This is a genomic window from Tunicatimonas sp. (assembly GCF_049647865.1).
Classification (GTDB): domain Bacteria; phylum Bacteroidota; class Bacteroidia; order Cytophagales; family Cyclobacteriaceae; genus Tunicatimonas.
Map to the genome: position 1 here is coordinate 1 of NZ_JBARYM010000569.1, position 17,549 is coordinate 17,549.

The 17,549-nt window shown below is 42.8% G+C and carries 15 protein-coding genes; 9 read left to right on the forward strand and 6 right to left on the reverse strand.

Annotated features, from left to right (window positions below; genetic code table 11):
* The 7 genes from xylA to WBA23_RS16800 all read left to right on the forward strand — a co-directional run.
* Positions 1–1,249 (forward strand): xylose isomerase (xylA, locus tag WBA23_RS16770; RefSeq protein WP_424583437.1); only part of this gene is annotated, 1,249 nt, incomplete at its 5' end.
* 10 nt (positions 1,250–1,259) lie between these two features.
* Positions 1,260–1,850, forward strand: coding sequence for a Crp/Fnr family transcriptional regulator (locus WBA23_RS16775; RefSeq protein ID WP_424583438.1), 591 nt, complete (start codon positions 1,260–1,262; stop codon positions 1,848–1,850).
* Between the two features lie 85 nt (positions 1,851–1,935).
* The gene (locus tag WBA23_RS16780) at positions 1,936–2,571 is read left to right on the forward strand and encodes a hypothetical protein (protein WP_424583439.1); all 636 of its coding nucleotides are present in this window, start codon (positions 1,936–1,938) and stop codon (positions 2,569–2,571) included.
* Between the two features lie 22 nt (positions 2,572–2,593).
* The gene (locus WBA23_RS16785) at positions 2,594–3,223 is read left to right on the forward strand and encodes a hypothetical protein (RefSeq protein ID WP_424583440.1); all 630 of its coding nucleotides are present in this window, start codon (positions 2,594–2,596) and stop codon (positions 3,221–3,223) included.
* A 12-nt stretch (positions 3,224–3,235) separates the two neighbouring features.
* The gene (locus WBA23_RS16790) at positions 3,236–4,171 is read left to right on the forward strand and encodes an NAD-dependent epimerase/dehydratase family protein (RefSeq protein WP_424583441.1); all 936 of its coding nucleotides are present in this window, start codon (positions 3,236–3,238) and stop codon (positions 4,169–4,171) included.
* Positions 4,172–4,466: 295 nt separating this feature from the next.
* Positions 4,467–5,456 (forward strand): ROK family protein, encoded by a 990-nt coding sequence (locus WBA23_RS16795; protein ID WP_424583442.1) that lies wholly within the window; start codon positions 4,467–4,469, stop codon positions 5,454–5,456.
* A 319-nt stretch (positions 5,457–5,775) separates the two neighbouring features.
* Positions 5,776–6,255 (forward strand): hypothetical protein, encoded by a 480-nt coding sequence (locus tag WBA23_RS16800; protein ID WP_424583443.1) that lies wholly within the window; start codon positions 5,776–5,778, stop codon positions 6,253–6,255.
* Between the two features lie 111 nt (positions 6,256–6,366).
* On the opposite strand, the gene WBA23_RS16805 is transcribed toward WBA23_RS16800, so the two are convergent.
* From WBA23_RS16805 to WBA23_RS16820, 4 genes are all read right to left on the reverse strand, one after another.
* Entirely contained in the window at positions 6,367–9,333 is a 2,967-nt protein-coding gene (locus tag WBA23_RS16805; protein WP_424583444.1) for an SNF2-related protein, read from the reverse strand.
* A gap of 71 nt (positions 9,334–9,404) precedes the next feature.
* The gene (locus WBA23_RS16810; RefSeq protein ID WP_424583445.1) at positions 9,405–10,643 is read right to left on the reverse strand and encodes an FtsX-like permease family protein; all 1,239 of its coding nucleotides are present in this window, start codon (positions 10,641–10,643) and stop codon (positions 9,405–9,407) included.
* Positions 10,644–10,710: 67 nt separating this feature from the next.
* Positions 10,711–11,091, reverse strand: a complete 381-nt coding sequence (gene rbfA / locus WBA23_RS16815) for a 30S ribosome-binding factor RbfA (RefSeq protein WP_424583446.1) — start codon at positions 11,089–11,091, stop codon at positions 10,711–10,713.
* Positions 11,092–11,145: 54 nt separating this feature from the next.
* Positions 11,146–11,652, reverse strand: a complete 507-nt coding sequence (locus WBA23_RS16820; RefSeq protein WP_424583447.1) for a GNAT family N-acetyltransferase — start codon at positions 11,650–11,652, stop codon at positions 11,146–11,148.
* Positions 11,653–11,804: 152 nt separating this feature from the next.
* On the opposite strand from WBA23_RS16820, the gene WBA23_RS16825 reads away from it, so the two are divergent.
* Complete coding sequence (locus tag WBA23_RS16825; protein ID WP_424583448.1) at positions 11,805–13,226, forward strand: hypothetical protein; 1,422 nt, start codon at positions 11,805–11,807, stop codon at positions 13,224–13,226.
* A gap of 6 nt (positions 13,227–13,232) precedes the next feature.
* On the opposite strand, the gene tatC is transcribed toward WBA23_RS16825, so the two are convergent.
* Positions 13,233–14,030, reverse strand: a complete 798-nt coding sequence (gene tatC, locus WBA23_RS16830) for a twin-arginine translocase subunit TatC (protein ID WP_424583451.1) — start codon at positions 14,028–14,030, stop codon at positions 13,233–13,235.
* Between the two features lie 114 nt (positions 14,031–14,144).
* Positions 14,145–15,446, reverse strand: coding sequence for a serine hydroxymethyltransferase (gene glyA, locus WBA23_RS16835; protein WP_424583449.1), 1,302 nt, complete (start codon positions 15,444–15,446; stop codon positions 14,145–14,147).
* Between the two features lie 717 nt (positions 15,447–16,163).
* Between glyA and pheA the strand changes: the two genes are divergently transcribed.
* A complete protein-coding gene (gene pheA / locus WBA23_RS16840) occupies positions 16,164–17,246 on the forward strand; it encodes a prephenate dehydratase (protein ID WP_424583450.1) in 1,083 nt (360 codons plus the stop codon).
* Positions 17,247–17,549 lie beyond the last annotated feature (303 nt).

Here is a 17,549-nt window from a genome sequence, read left to right on the forward strand (position 1 = left end):
TGCTTTTCGCTACTACGACAAAAACCGGCAGATTGGGGATAAAACTATGAAGGAACATCTGCGCTTTGCCATTGCTTACTGGCACAGTTTTGTCAATGAGAACAGTGATCCGTTTGGGGCAGGAACTCGCGACCTTCCGTGGGATAAGCACAGTGACCCCATGGATAATGCTAAGTCGAGATTGGAAGCGGCTTTTGAATTCTTTACGAAGATAAACGCTCCCTACTACTGCTTTCACGACCGGGATATTGCCCCCGAAGGAGACTCAGTTAGCCAGTCGGAGAAGAACTTGCAGGAAATCGTATCGCTGGCAAAAGAACATCAGCAGTCAACGGGTGTAAAATTACTCTGGGGAACCGCCAACTTATTCTCGCATCCGCGCTATATGAACGGTGCTTCTACTAATCCTGATTTTGCGGTGCTTTGTCACGGCGGAGCGCAGGTGAAAGCTGCATTAGATGCTACGGTGGAATTAGGCGGTGAGAACTACGTATTCTGGGGTGGTCGGGAAGGCTACGCAGCTCTCATCAACACCAATATGAAACGAGAACTGGACCATCTCGGTCAGTTTCTTCGCATGGCGCGCGACTACGGTCGTAAGATTGGCTTTAAAGGAAACTACCTCATTGAACCCAAACCCGCCGAACCCAGCAAGCATCAGTACGATTTTGACTCAGCCACGGTGATTGGCTTCCTCCATCAGCAAGGACTAGCCGATGACTTTAAAATTAACGTAGAGCAAAACCACGCGATCTTGGCGGGACATACCTTTGCTCATGATTTGCAGACAGCTTCTGACGCAGGTATGTTAGGTAGTGTGGATGCGAACCTGGGTGACAACCAAAACGGGTGGGATACCGACTATTTCCCAACTGATCTTTACGACTGTATCCACGCGATGATGGTGATTCTTCAGCAGGGGGGCATTGCTCCGGGCGGATTGAACTTCGATGCCAAGGTACGGCGCACCTCCAGCGACCTAGAAGATTTATTTATTGCTCACATCGTGGGGATGGATACCTTTGCTCGAGGCTTGCTCATTGCTCACGACATTCTGGAAAACTCTGATTTCGTAAAGATGAAGCAGGAGCGATACGCTTCTTACGACAATGGAAAAGGAGCTGAGTACGAACAAGGTAACTTGAGCCTAGAGGACTTGCGCGATTTAGCGGCCGAAAATGGTGAGCCACAACGGCGCAGTGGTAAAATCGAACTTTTCGAGATGCTTATTAATAACTATATTAAGTAAAGTGGTAGGTATGAGTGAGATTGGCCATCAGATGGTAAGAGAGAATTTATCACGATTTGTCGATCTCACCTCATCTGAATTTGAACGGTTTACTCAACACCTCGTCCATAAATCGCTAAAAAAGAAGGAGGTACTGCTACAAGAGGGAGCGGTGTGCCACGATGCATTTTTTATTTACCAAGGCTGCCTACGCTACTACTTCAACGTAGAAGGGGAAGATAAAACCGGACAGTTCTTCTTCGAAGGAGCCTGGTATACTGATTTTGAAAGTTATATTACCGGGCAGCCTTCTTCGGAGAATATTCAAGCGTTAGAAACTAGCGAACTGCTGCTGCTAAGCCGAAAATCACTACTACAACTCTTTAGCGAAATTCCTAAACTAGAACGCTTCGGTCGCCTCATTGCTGAAAATGCTTTTCTAGGGGTGAAGGCCCGTAATAATTCTTTTCTTAATCAAACACCCGAAGAACGATACCAAGCTTTATTAAAAGAGCGCCCCAAAGTAGTTCACCGGATTCCCCAACACTATATTGCTTCGTACTTAGGCATCAAACCGGAGTCGCTTAGCCGTATTCGTAAAAGAATGGCGGATAGCGATTAATTTCTTAACTCAAGTCAACGTTTTTTCCTGCCTCTAACCCACACCTTTGTAACGAAATTGATTATTCATCTAATATCGTTACATCATGAAGCATGTATTTATTTTTATTCTTTTAGGCCTGACTACGTACAGCTACAGTCAGGAGGTTTCTCACAAACTACCTGTATTTGGTAGCGTGAGTGTCGGCTACGGTAACACGTTTTTCTCTGGGACCCTATCGGAAAAAGAAGAACGTAATGACCAGCGAGGTTTTGGTCGCAACGATGGTATTACGTTAGCTACGTTTTACTACTGGTCGCCTGAATCGTGGCGGGGCTGGGGTGTTGGAACCGGCTTCAAAGCGTTTGTTGCTCGCCCTAACAATGGCGACAATCAGGAAACCTATACTTACAATTACTACCACGTAGGCGTCAGTGTGCGTAATTACTTAATCACCAAACGCTTTAACGAAGGGCTGTTTCTCATGGCTAACGCTGGCTGGGGACAAGGAACCGAGAAGTATAGCTTTGGCAATACGGATACCCACAAATTTCAGAATGCTTCGGGGATTACGGTGTTAGGCGGTATTGGCTACGCTATTCCACTAGGCGGCCAACGGAGTGCCTTAAATCTAGATTTATCTTACGAATACGCTAACCGCAACGCCGAAGTCACTAATAGCAATGGCACTGTAGATTACATCAACAGCCAAGTAAGCTTTAGTGTAGGCTTAGTATTTTAATTCATCCCAATATTAATCTATCATGAAAAATATAATAATCACGTTGGTGCTTATCATAGGAATAGGCCAGTATGCATCCGCTCAAGAACGCAAATCGGTAGTCTACGGTGAAGTAGGATTAGGATTCGGGCAAACTCTATTCTTTAACGACATTCAGCAGGAGTTACAGACAGCTCTAGGGGGGAGTTTTGACCCGGCTATTGGAAATAATCTAATGATGGGTTTCTACGTAGTCCCCGAACGGTGGAAGGGCTTAGGAATTGGCTCTCGTATTCATGGAACGTTCGGTACTCCGGTGAGTGGTGATGCCGGGGATGATTACGTATTTAACTACTATAATTTAGCATTGTCGCTGAAATACTACCCTTTTTCTCGGCAGTTCAATCAAGGGTTATACACCCGAGCGAGTGTAGGGTTCGGACAGATGACTACTAAGCGACTTAATGAACAAGCTCGGAGCTACTCGCATCAGTATGCGATTGGCAGTACGCTGAGTGGCAGTATAGGATACTCATTTCCTCTCAAAAAGTCAGCTATCAGCCTCGAGGGGCATTTTGAATACTCTGGTCGCAATGGCACCGTAGATACGCAGGGGGATGGTGTCCGCTTTACCAGCGGCCAGATTGGCGGAAATATTATTTTATCATTTTAAAATCACTGTACTATGAATACTTTATTGCATACCGTACTGGGAGCGTCTGGCGCGGTTGGTCGGGCCGTTGTTAATGACCTTACTCATCGGGGACTTCCAATGCGAGCAGTTAGCCGTACGACCATTTTACCGGGAGTAGAGAGCAAGCAAGCTGATTTGCTTAACTTATTTCAAACCAAAGATGCTATACAAGGCTCATCACACGTCTATTTATGTGTAGGGTTGCCATATTCAACGAAGGTATGGAAGCAGGAATTTCCCCGTATTATGAAAAACGTTATTGTAGCCTGTGAAGAAGCCAATGCGGTTCTAATCTTTCTGGATAATGCTTACATGTACGGCCCTTCCCCTTTAAAGACCCCAATAGATGAACAGCACCTTCAACAACCGGTAGCTAAGAAGGGATATATCCGTAAAGAAGTTGCCGATATCTTGCTACAGGCTATAGCTGATCAGCGAATACAAGCAGTAATTGGCCGGGCAGCTGAATTTTACGGGCCTTATGCCAAGAATAGTATGTTTTACATCAGTTTCTTAGAGCGGATGTTGCAGGGGAAAGCCCCTCAGGTATTGTGCAAGCCTAGCGTACAGCATATGTATGCCTACACTGAAGATATAGGCCGAGCCCTGGTAGCACTAGCGTTAGATACATCTACATATGGTTCGGTATGGCACTTACCGGTGGGCGCACCCGTAACAATTGAGGATATGACAGCAACGTTCAACGAAGTGCTTAATACCAACTTCAGCACTAGTTTTATGCCCTCGCTAGTACGTCACGGATTAAGTCCATTTATTTCACCCCTTCGCGAAGTAGGAGAAATGTTGTACCAGTTTGAAACGGATTACGTATTTTCGTTTGATAAATTTCAAAGAAAGTTTCCCGACTTCAAAGTGACTCTTTATAAAGAAGGGGTTAAGAAAATGGTAGATTCATTTCAAGAATAGTTAGTATAAGTTTCTGCCGTACTACCGAAGGAATTTAAAATGTTTTTCTAGAATAAACCTTTAACTAGCTATGCTGCCAGCTACAGAGGAGAAGTATATTCTTTTGAGCTTTCATATTACTTTTTTACAATAATCAGGTGTATAAAAATGTCACTTTGTAAATCTGTACCAATATGTGTACTGTACTGCAATAGCTCGAGCGTCTGACTTACTTTACTTCTTGCAGCAGATAAAGGAAAATTACTAAATTGTGCTAAAATTAAGGTCAGCTATAAAAAGAACTACTAACTAACCTATGAAAGATGTAGCCCTCGGCATTGATATTGGTGGAACAAACACCAAATTTGGTTTTGTAGACCGCGAAGGAAATATGTACGCAGAAACCTCTGTTTCCACTGTCGAAACTGCCCCTGGCGATGTAGAAGCCTATTTAAAGTACGTATACGAAGAAGTTGAGAAGCTTCGCGATACCATAGACGAAAAAATGAATATTGTTGGGTGTGGTATTGGTGCCCCCAATGGTAATTACTTTACCGGCACTATTGAGTACGCTCCTAACTTAACCTTCCAGGGCGTCGTCCCTATTCTGAAAATTTTTCAGCAGTACTACGATGTGCCAATGGTGCTAACCAATGATGCTAACGCTGCCGCCATCGGTGAAATGATTTATGGAGGGGCCAAGGGTATGAAAAATTTTGTAATGATTACTTTGGGTACCGGACTGGGGAGTGGGTTCGTCGCTAATGGAGAATTAATATACGGGAATGACGGCTTTGCTGGAGAAATGGGGCACTTAATGCATCGTCCTGGCGGTAGAACCTGTGGTCTAGGTCGTCAAGGTTGTCTGGAAGCTTATGTGTCAGCCACAGGTATTAAGCGAACGGTGTTTAAACTACTAGCTGATATGGTTGATGAGACTCCGCTGCGTGATGTCACCTACAACAACTTATCGGCCGCTATGATTACCGATTTGGCGTTGAAGGGTGATCCGGTTGCGCGTGCAGCATTCGACTACACTGCCGAACTACTAGGCCGCAGCCTATCTGATATAGTGGCTATTTTTAGCCCTGAAGCTATTTTTTTGCTGGGAGGTTTAGCGAAAGCTGGAGATACATTGTTTAAGCCGACCAAACAATATATGGAAGGGCATATGTTTGAGATTTTTAAAAATAAAGTGCCTATCCTTTCTTCAGCCCTAGAGGGCCGCAATGCTGCGGTACTGGGTTCCAGTGCTCTAGCCTGGAAAGAGATTAGTCCGGTGATAGATGTGTCGGCTCAGCCGTAAATCAATTATACATTTTCTAATACGATTCAGTTACTAAATTATCATTTTAACTGATAGATTTTGCCCTGTTTTTAAAATCTAATCAATCAGAGTTGGTATTCACCGAAAAAATTACGTACATTAATAAAAGAGAGCTGGTTACGCTTATAGCAACTACCTGTTTTCACTCATAAGGTTGTGTTCCGGCGAACATTACTATTCTTGCTCTAGCTTTTTGTCCCTGTCATTCTTTGTCTCGTGTTCTTCGTCGGCTCATTGGTTGTACATCCATATTCTTGAAATAAAAGTTTTCAAATAGATAACTTAAACTTTCACTGCTATGAAAACAACTGCATTTTTATTAACGCTTTTACTATTCTCGGTTACTACACTTCTTGCCCAGGAAACAGAAGAAGATGCAATACGACAAGTTATTGAAGGAGAAACAAATGCTTGGTTAGAACGAGACTATAACCAATGGGCCAAACATTGGGGGCATACTCCTTATGCTTACTTCAGTGTGACTATGAACGAATACATAGAGTTTGCTGACGGCTGGGACGAAATTAGCAGCCATATGGAACGGACAATGGAAGAAACCCCACCTGTAAATAGTGAAATGAACGTAGATCGAAGCGATTGGCACTACAAGATAACCGATAACTTAGCTTGGGCTCGCTTTAATCAAAGCACTAATAATGGAGTAATGCTAAAGGAGCAACGCGTGTTAGAAAAGATGGATGGTCAGTGGAAAATCATTAACATGACTACGGTAAATCCATCCTCCTATCCTGTTGAAGCTCGTAACCCTGAGCCTTAATTGGTATTGGTTGTTAAGAAATAACGGTTGGTAGTCGTTTTTTGAACTAATTTTTAGCAATTAACGAACTGCTGGCTACCGACCGTTTTCCTATTAGAAACTACTTATTCTCTAGCTTAATATGGCGGTAATATCCTCTTGAGTTAATCGCTTCACGAAGCTTTCCTCCGTAGAGATAAGATCAGTAGCTAATTTTACTTTACTACGCTGTAGGCGAAGAATTTTCTCTTCCACGGTGTTCCGGGTAATAAACTTGTAGGTAAACACTTGGTTCTTCTGGCCAATTCGGTGAGCTCGGTCAATAGCTTGGGCTTCTACGGCGGGGTTCCACCAAGGGTCAAGGATGAATACGTAATCAGCTTTCGTTAAATTCAGCCCGACCCCACCCGCTCGTAGTGAAATCAGAAACAGATTTAAGGAAGCATCGTGCTGAAAACGCTCTACTTGCTCTTTGCGGTTTTTAGTACTTCCATCTAGGTAGGCAAATGGATAATTTAGTTCGGTTAGGTGTTTCTTTAGCAGGGTCAAATGCTTTACAAACTGACTAAAAATAAGGATTTTATGCCCTTCACTCAAGGTACTAATAATCATATGGAGCATGTCTTCCATCTTACCCGAATCATGCTCGTAGTTTTCATCCACCATTTTAGGGTGGTTGGCAATCTGCCGTAGCTTGGTTAAGCCCTGCAGCAGTAGTAGCTGCGATTTCTTAACTCCTTCGTTTTCAATCAGGTTAAGAATTTCATTGCGGTAAAACGATTTGGCTTCTTCGTAGCAGGCTTCTTGCTCATTGGTCATAGTACAGTACTTCACGTTCTCCACCTTCTCTGGTAACTCAGTAGCTACTTGCCACTTTTGCCGCCGAAGGATAAACGGTTTAATAATACTATACAGTTTAGAAGTTTTATTTAGGTCGCCTTTCTTCTCAATAGGAACGACAAACTCTTTTCGGAAAAACGACTGGCTTCCTAACAAGCCCGGATTAATGAAAGTCATCTGCGACCAAAGGTCCATGGTGCTATTTTCCAGCGGCGTACCCGTTAGAATTAGACGGTGTTTTGCGTTAAATTCACGAACTGCTTGTGCTATGTTAGAATCAGGATTCTTAATGGCTTGCGACTCGTCTAGAATTACGTAGTGGAAATAGTAGTCTTTTAAAATGTCAATATCTATGCGAGCAATACCGTAGGATGTTAGCACCAAATCGTAGTCAGCAAATTGCGCCACATTTTTGTCGCGGTGCGTTCCGGTGTAGGTAAATACTTTCAAGTTAGGGGTAAATTTGGCGGCTTCCATTTCCCAATTATAAATCAGCGAAGTGGGCATAACCAACAACGAGGTATTCATGGCTTGCTGTTGCTCCTCATGTAACTCTTTTTGCCGTTGCAGCAAAGCCAGTGTTTGCACTGTTTTCCCCAGTCCCATATCATCAGCCAGGCAGCCACCAAAGTGGTACTGGTTTAGAAAATGCATCCAGTTATAACCAGCTTGCTGATAGGGCCGTAGCGTACCCTCAAAGTGCTCCGGTAGCTGATAATCTTCAATTTTTTCGAATTGTCGCAAACGATCTAGCTTGCGGTCCATAGTCACTTTAGCCAAGTTGCCGTTTTGTAAGTCCTGCACCAACGCTAAGTGATACTTTTTTAAACGCACATTACCTTCAGCCGCTTTCGGCGATTCAGTAAAAGCAAACAGCTCCGAATATTCGGTAAACCACACTTTAGGAATTATAGCTACTTCGCCGTTGGGTAATGCTACTTCCCGTTTCTTAGCCAAAATGAGCGAGCGAACTTCAGCAAAAGGAATCTCATAGTCACCAAACTTGATGATGGCGTGAATATCAAACCAATCAATATTTTCGCGCACCTCTACTTTAATCGTTGACTCACCCAAAAAGTATTTCTTCTCGCCTACCACTTGCTGACTCAGCGTGATACCAGCTTCTTGCAGCTCTTTTCTATGCTGATTGATCCAGTCAATTGCTGTATTGCGGTCAAGTGTGCTTTTACGACCCTTTAGCGGAAGAGAGTGTTCTTGTAAAAATGTAAGCACTTCCTTCTCGGCGTAGCGGTTGCGGATAATTCGGCGAAACGTATACTGATCACTGCTTTCATCTTTATTAACTATTACACTTACTTTTTCAGCATTCGCCTGAAATTGGTGGGTGCCGTACTGAAAGGCTAATTTAAACCCGATGTAACTAGTTACACTACCTTTAGCAAGGGCAACCGTACTGCCGCTAAGCTTGCTATTGGATTCTTCGGCTGGGGGAGTTTGGGTTTCGTAAAAAGACAGAATCGGCTTGGGGCGATGCCGCTCCGTTAGGATCTCGAAGCCCTTGGCGTAAACATCAAACGATGAAACCAGTGGAGCTACAAATTTGCGATAGTAGGAGTCTTCTACTTTTCTCGGAATAACGATGAATTTTTTGTTGAGAAAAGGCTGAATCTTGTTACCATCTACTTCTTTTTCAAAAGTGTACAAGCGATTTTCCAGTACCATCCAGGCGGGCTGATTACAAACGATGTAGGCATTCTTGTACTGGAAATCTACTTTTGCATCATCGTACTTAATGGTGGGAAAGTAGTGAGTATTGTCTTCATTACGTCGGAAGTGGAAAAGTACCGTAGCCTTTTCGGGTAGCACCTCAATTCTTTGGCCTACTGGTTCGCCATCCTTACTCATTTCAAACAATCGTCTCCCCTGAAGTAAGGGGAGTATTTGGGCACGAATATCTTCCAGATACGCTGCAATCTCCACCTTTAAGGCTTGATTTTTCTCACTATCGCTCAAATACACCTTAAAAAAGAACTCATGAGGCTTTACTCGCTTTTTATGGAATTTTTTGATAATGACCTCCTGCTGCATGGAGTCCATCAGCTGAATTAACTCATAGTCCTGCTCATCAAGATCTTTAGAAAACTCACGAGCATTTTTGTGCGATATATTCTGATGCTCAAAAGTAAACTCTTGCTTCTCATTCAGTTGCACAGCAAACGACTCAAACAAGTAGCCTAAGTATTCATGATTAAAAAGCGAATAAATTACTTTAAATGGCCGATCGGGCGAGACTTTCATAGGAAGGTTAGCAGTTGATAGTTAAGGTTGTTGCAAACAAGCTAACCCACAATTTAGGTAAAATAATTACTTTACAAAAAATCTTTCACATCGGTGCGCGATGCAATAAGGGCGGGGCGGTAAGAAGCTAAAAAGGTGATAAGGGAAATACTAAGAGCGGTAAACAAAAAGTCAGATAGCTCCATCTTCACTGGGTAGGCATCGACAATAGCGGTTTGCATTCCCATAGATACAATTCCAAAAGTCTGTTGGGCCCAGCAGATAATCACTGCTCCCAGTAAGCCACTACCGGCTCCAAGTAGTGCAATAATGACCCCCTCGAGTAAAAATATAGACTTCACCGTGCGTTGCTGGGCTCCCATGGCAAAGAGCATTGCAATATCTTTTCGCTTATCAATAGCCAGCATAGACAGCGAAAAGAAGATATTAAAAGAAGCGATTGCCAAAATAAATGAGAAGGTAACGTACACAAACAATTTTTCCCACTTCACAGCGCGCAACAGGCTAGCGTGTTGTTCATCGCTGTTCAGCACCTGGTAATCTTCCGAAGAAAGTAAATCCTCGAGCTGACTTTCAACCCGATTTACGGAAACATCATTATTTGTTTTAATTTCCAGTGCGGTGCGCTCTTCACCGTAATCGAATAACTGCTGAGCAAACTGAAGAGGTACAATCACATAGCTGGCATCGTACTCTTTTTCATTAGCAAAAACACCGCCCGGCATAATATTTTTCTGCTTGAAGTAGCGGTTCATCGGATCGGGGTTAAAACCACTGCTACTGGCAGTTTGCCGAGGGGTGAGCAGCTGCATGGCATAAAACTCGTTGGAGGGAGCAATAGATAAGGTATACTGCACCCCCTGGCCCATAATGGCGTAATTAATATCGTCTTTCTTCAACTCTAGGTTACCATGAATCAAGGCTTGGCTGAGTCGCTGCTGTTGCAAAAAATTATCGCTTACACCCTTGAGTTTAACTATCATTTGAGCATCCTGATAACGCGCCATTGCATTATCTTCAATTACCTGCGTAACCACATCTACTCCCTTTACCTGCTGAATTACTTTTAATAGTGAGTCAGTAGCCAGAAATGTCTTTCCTCGTACGGGTACAATCTTAATCTCAGGGTCAAAGGTACTTTTTGATTCTTTAATCAAGTCTTCTAACCCATTAAATACTGAAAGCACTATAATCAGAGCCATAGTCCCCACCGCTACTCCAATCATAGAGATGTTGGAGATAATCTGAATAAAGTTTTTTTTGTTCTTTGATCGGAAATACCGGCGAGCTACCAGAAAAGGAACGTTCATACCTTAATGATGAATAGTTTAATAGGCAAACAGTTTTTGATAGCATTCATTAATCACCAATTATTATTCATGATTCATCGTCTTTTTCAGCTGGAGGAATGTCTAGCTCAGAAATAATTTTATCCATGCGGGCAGCATAGTCGGCACTATCGTCTAAGAAAAAGTTTAGCTCGGGTACTACTCGAACCACTTTACCAATCCGGTTACCAAGCAGACGGCGTATTTCGCCCTTTCGGTATTGGATGGTATCCATCAGTTGCTCCTTCCGTTTGCTCAGCATAAAGCTGAGGTAGATTTTAGCCACTCCCAGGTCAGGACTTACCTGTACCCGCGACACCGTTACGAAATCAGTCGTTCCTAAAATGGATGAGCCATTGCGCTGAAATATCTCACTTAGCTCTTTTTGTAGTAGCGACGAAGACTGTCGCTGTCGTTTGCTTTCTTTCATATCGTTTTCCTGTCTTTAGTAACATTAAAATTCGGCACGTGCTTCATCTATTCTCTAATGATCCGAATACAGTAGAAACTCAGTTTCGCTATTGTTTGGTTTTACCTTTCCTGCCTGCCGTAGTCCAATTCTGGTCAGTAAAGCTCTTGACTTGCTATTGGTATCGGTGGTAATTGCTAAAATAGGGTTTAATTTCAATACAGTTCTACCGTAGTTCATTAGTGCTTGGGCTGCCTCCAATGTATATCCTTGCCCTTCATATTCGGGAAGAATGGCAAACCCAATATCAGCACTTTTTAGATAACTGCGCTTGATAAACCCACAAACGCCAATAGGGACGCTACCGTCTTTACGCACCATTTTGAATAAGCCATGACCAAATTCTTGATAAGAACCGATAAAATTATCCTCAATGTAACTTTGAGCATCTTCTTCTGATCGTATTCCTCTATCACCAATGTACTTAAGCCAAGTAGGACTATTCAGTAGTCTATAGAAAAAACTAGCATCATCTGTACTAGCTTGCTCAATTACCAGCCGATCCGTTTCTAATATTCTCATAACCCTGCTGGTGCTAATAGACAAACATACTATCGTTACAACTTAATTCACATAAATCTAGGTAAAAAAGTACACAACATTGCGGATGCCGAGGTGGATTGTTTTTTTTGTATTTGTATCGTGCTTACTTTCGGCTTCTTAAACAAACCGTATTGCTTACCTTTTTTCGTGTTAACGATCCGTACCGGATTCCTCTGCTATTCGTGTTACTGCTGCTGGTGCGGTTACCCATATTTTTAAGTGATGATTATCTTACGCTTCCCGAACTTAATTGGATGTTAGTAGGAGAAAATCTGGCGGAGGGCGATCAACTCTACACGCAACTGTGGGAGAATATCGGACCGCTCTCAGCGCTGGTCTACCATTTGGTTGATTTGGTGTTTTCGCGTAGCCAAGTGGCCTACGTAATTTTGGCAGCGTTGCTCATTACGTACCAGTGCCTAATTTTCAATGATTTCTTGCTCAATAAAAAAGCTTTTCACGAAAACACCTACGTTCCAGCATTAATTTACGCGCTCATTACCTGTCTTTCGTTTGATTTTTACACGCTCTCCCCAGTACTTCTTTCGCTTACTTGGGTACTATTGGCTTTGCGTAACATTTTTTACCGTATTGAAAGTCAGTCGCGCGATGTACGCATTCTGAGTACCGGTATTTTCATTGGATTAGCGGCACTTTGTTATCTGCCCAGTGTGATCTATTTGGTTTCTTCACTGCTGGCTTATTTGTTTTTTGCTAACCTATCGCTACGTCGTTTTTTTATGCTACTCTACGGTTTTGCCTTACCGCTACTGGTGGCATTTACCTATTTCTACTTATTTGAGGCATCAAGTGGCTTCGTTCAGCAGTACTTACTTTCGTTTCGTACTATTGAACGCAATCCCTACGTTGGCGATTGGCGATTGCTCATTATCGGTATTATTCCCCTAATTTTCCTTCTTGTCTCGGTTTACCGATTAGGCCAGTACAAGCGGTATACTAATCAGCAAAGTAAGCTACAAGGAATTATGGGTATAAAGATAGCGGCTGCGCTAGCAACATTACTACTGGTGCGCCAACTGGCCCCGTACCATCTTTTATACTTTGTGCCTCCGGTTGCCTTTTTCATTACTCACTTCCTACTCGTTATTCGCCGTATACTTATTGCTGAGCTAATTACCGCTGGATTGGCATTTCTGCTAATTTTTAATGGTTATGCTTTACTATTTAATTTCTTTTCTCTTCAGGAGATTACCCATAGCGATCAGCTAATGGTACAATCGACGGATTACGATGACTTAGTAGTAGAGAAAAAGGTGCTAATGCTTGGGAGGCAAATGAGTATATACCAAAAAGCGCATTTGGCTACTCCTTACCTAAACTGGTCATTGGCTTCGAGGCAGCTAACTAATTTAGATGATTTTAAAAATGTATCGTTTGTGTACGATGCGTTCCAAAACGATATGCCCGAACTCATTATTGACGAATCCGGATTAATGCCTCGTGTTTTTGAAAGAATACCTGCTATAGCCAAGGCTTACCAAAAGATGCCTAGTCAACCGGTCTATCGTAAAGTTGATACAAGCGAGCCGTAACTTCTATTAATCGTCCAAAGCTTCGTCCGCTTTCTTCCTGCGGAGCACCCACTTAGAGATTAAAATACTAGCCTGATACAATAAGAGAAGCGGAAAAGTAACTAGTAGTTGTGTTACCGGGTCGGGGGGAGTTACCAGTGCCGAAATAATCAGGATCACAACAATAGCGTGGCGGCGGTAAGTAATTAGGGTTAAAGGAGTAATAATTCCTGCCTTGCTCAGAAAATACACCACAATGGGGAGCTGAAACAGTAAACCGCAGGCCAACACCAAAGTAATTAGAATACCAACGTAGGAAGTAATATCAAACTCATTAAGTATACTAGGATCTACTTGATAGTTACCCAGAAAGTTAACCGAAATTGGAGTCACTACGAAGTAACCGAACAGTACGCCTATTAAAAAAAGCGCGCTTACGAAGAATACTGCTCCTCGGCTTAGTTTGCGCTCGGTATCGTATAGCCCGGGGCTAATGAAACGCCATATTTCAAAAAATACGTAAGGAAAAGAAGCAATCAGGCCAATAACTGCCGAGGAGTAGATGTGCATGGTAAACTGTCCGGTCATTTTCCGGCTCTGAATAATGAACGGCATTTCTGTCAGGCAAAAAGCATCGGAACCCACCAAATTTCCAATTTTACAAAACTGGCGGAAGGTCCAGAAATCTACTTGAGTCGGTCCTAAAATTAGTACTCCCCACACAAATTCCTTAGCCGCGAAGGCCGCTACGGCAAAAACCATAATCGCGGCCATGGAACGGATAATGTGCCACCGTAGCTCTTCCAAATGATCCAGAAAGGACATTTGCTTCTCCTCAACAGGGGGAGCGGTGTATTTCTCGACGATTTTATCTTTCTGGGAGCTCAGCCCATTCTCCTTAGGTCCTAACTGATTTCCGGTTTGCTCTTCCACGCTCGTTTATAACTTCTCCAAACTACTGTATAAAGGAAACTCAGCCATCATTTGGTTCACCGATTGCCGTATTTGATGAAGTTGATTCTCATCGTCCCGATGCGTGATCACTTCATCAATCAGTTCAACAATACGCTTCATTTCTACTTCGCCCATCCCTCGGGTAGTTACCGCTGCGCTTCCTACTCGAATACCCGAAGTTACAAACGGAGACTTATCATCGAAGGGAACCATATTTTTATTCACCGTGATATCGGCTTCACCTAATGCTTTTTCAGCTACTTTTCCTGTAATATTCTTAGAGCGTAGATCGATGAGCATTTCATGGTTATCGGTTCCTCCCGAAATAACGTAGTAGCCCCGATCCATAAATTCCTGAGCCATCACTTGAGCATTAACAATTACTTGCTGAGTGTAGGTGAGAAACTCATCCGATAAGGCCTCTTTGAAGGCAATTGCTTTCGCGGCAATTACGTGTTCTAGTGGCCCACCCTGGGTTCCTGGAAATACTCCCATATCTACTAAAGCCGACATCGGACGTATTGAGCCTTTAGCAGTGGTTATGCCAAATGGATTATCAAAATCTTGCCCCATCATAATCAGGCCGCCTCTCGGACCGCGCAGAGTTTTGTGGGTAGTGGTGGTTACAAAGTGACAGTGCGGTAGTGGGTCGTTTAGCAAACCTTTAGCAATTAGTGCCGAAGGATGCGAGATGTCAGCTAATAACAGCGCGTTCACGCTATCGGCAATTGCTCGCAGCCGCTTGTAATCCCAATCACGACTGTAGGCCGAAGCTCCGCAGATAAGTAGTTTAGGCCGCTCTTGCTGCGCAGTGGCTTCTACTTTGTCGTAATCAATGTACCCAGCTGGTACATTACCATCTTCTTTTTCTACTCCGTAGAATGAGGGTTGATAAAGCTTACCCGAAAAATTAACCGGTGAGCCGTGGGTCAGGTGTCCACCGTGTGATAGGTCAAACCCTAATATTTTATCACCGGGCTGTAATACCGCTAACATTACTGCAGCGTTAGCTTGCGCTCCCGAATGAGGTTGTACGTTTGCCCAAGTAGCGCCAAATAATTCTTTAGCCCGATCAATGGCCAATTGCTCCACTTTATCTACTATTTCACACCCCCCATAGTAGCGTTTGCCGGGCAAGCCTTCGGCGTATTTATTGGTGAGTACGCTACCCATTGCTTCCATCACTTGGGGTGAGGTAAAATTTTCGGAGGCAATTAGTTCAATACCCCGTTCTTGGCGTTCTAGCTCTTGCTGAATAAGTGTAAATACTTCGTAATCCCGTTGCATAGCGAATAGTAATAAATAGTGTCAAAAGTACTCGAAGTCCTCGACAATCACAATGGAGCAAACATATTCCTAGGCCGATAAAATTCCCGTTTTAGGAATCGTTCCTGTTCTGGGATAGATTTTCTGATTTGTTCATAAAAGCATAACTGAACATCTTCTGCCTCATAATCAGATGCAGGAATCGTAACGCTCTGATTATGAGCGCAATATGGTAAATATTAGAATATTTGTTGATACAACATATGGTATTTAAGCGAGAAATAGATTTTCAGAATAGATTTTGCCTTCTGTTATAATACAATTAAATAGTACATTATTTTGAAAACACGTAATAATATTTTTGACCAAATAAGAGCTTTAACCAAAGACATACTTAAAATAAGTGAGCTGTCTGATCAGAATACTATAATGGCTAAGCACATACTAGACAGGTATGATTCACTGGCAATGAATAATTCACTTATCTCACGCAATGCTTAACTATCCTCTCCTCACTCAAGAGGGACTATTACAGTGCAAGGCACATTTGTCGTTTATGTATTGTAGTTATAAACATTTTTATGGATTCTTCCCTCACGGCAAAAGTTAAATCCAATTGTATATAAAAAGTAAATTTTTAAAGTACACTACTGAGTGATCAGCTAGTCGACCTATGATTAATTAACAGCTTTTTCCGCAAAATTTTTTCTAATTTACCGATTCCAATTCATCTGAACTATGGAATCAGCCAAACTAGACGAATATCGCCAGCGTATTGACCATCTCGACGACCAACTTTTAATCTTACTTAATGAGCGAATGGAAGTGGTTAAGCAAGTTGGCGAACTTAAGCGCACTACCAATAGTATTATATACCGCCCTGAGCGAGAGAAAGCTATTCTAGACCGCCTTAAAGGTAAAAGCAAGGGCTTGTTGCCCGATGCCGCCGTTGATGCCATCTTTCTGGAAATATTTGCCGTAAGCCGTAATATTGAACTACCCGAGCGGATTGCTTATTTAGGACCCAGTGGTAGCTTTACCCATCAGGCGGCTGAAAGCCGTTTTGGAGCGATGAGCGAATACCTGCCAGTGAGTAGTATCCGAGCGGTATTTAAATCGGTAGCAGCCGAAGTAACTAGATTCGGAGTAATACCGGTAGAGAATAATCAACAGGGTTTGGTGCCCGAAACAGCTGACTGTTTAGCTGAATACGATATTCATATTGTGGCTGAATTACCAAGGGATGTGCACTTTGCCTTTGTAAGCCAAGCCGATCACTTATCAAAAGTTCGAAAGATTTATTCTAAGGATATCGCCTTTCGGCAGTGTAGAAAATTCATTGACGAGGTGATTAACGATAGTACCGTAGAGCTTATTCCGGTAGAATCTACCTCTCAAGCAGCTCGACTAGCAGTTCGCGAGCCGGATAGTGCCGCCATTTGCTCCCGTATTGCAGCTCAAGAATATCAAGTTCCTATCTTATTCGAAAACGTAGAGACTTCGGGCGATAATCAGACTCGTTTCTTTATTATTAGTAAGTCATTCACCAATCAATCCAGTGGGGCAGACAAAACGTCGGTGCTGGTAAAACTACCGCACTCCGACGAACCGGGAATTCTAGCCAATTTTTTACAGGCTTTTAATAAAGAAGGTATCAACCTAACTAAAATTGAGAGTCGCCCGGCTAAGCAGGGAAAAACGTTTACCTATTGGTTTTTTATCGATTTTGAAGGCCATTGGAACGACGAAAACATTCAGCACATTGTGCAGCAATACAGTCGAGAGATAAAGTGGCTGGGTAGCTACGTAAGGCTGGTCTAGTAGCGTATTGGCCCAAATAGCGTGAATAACGCGAGTTAATTAGCGGAATTAACGCTAATTCTGCTAATTAATACTGTGGTTTTATAAAGACTTGGTTAGACATCTATCAAAATGCTTCGTATCGCTGTATCAATCAAGAGAATTTTATTCATTTGTGAACGAAGAAATTGAGCTGTAAGTAGCCGAGGAAGAACATTTGAATTGGCTTTGCTGTTGAAAAGTAAACCTTCTTAAGCATGAATAAAAGCAATAGCAAGATAGGTGTACTACTAGTTAATCTTGGTACACCTGACAGTCCGAAAA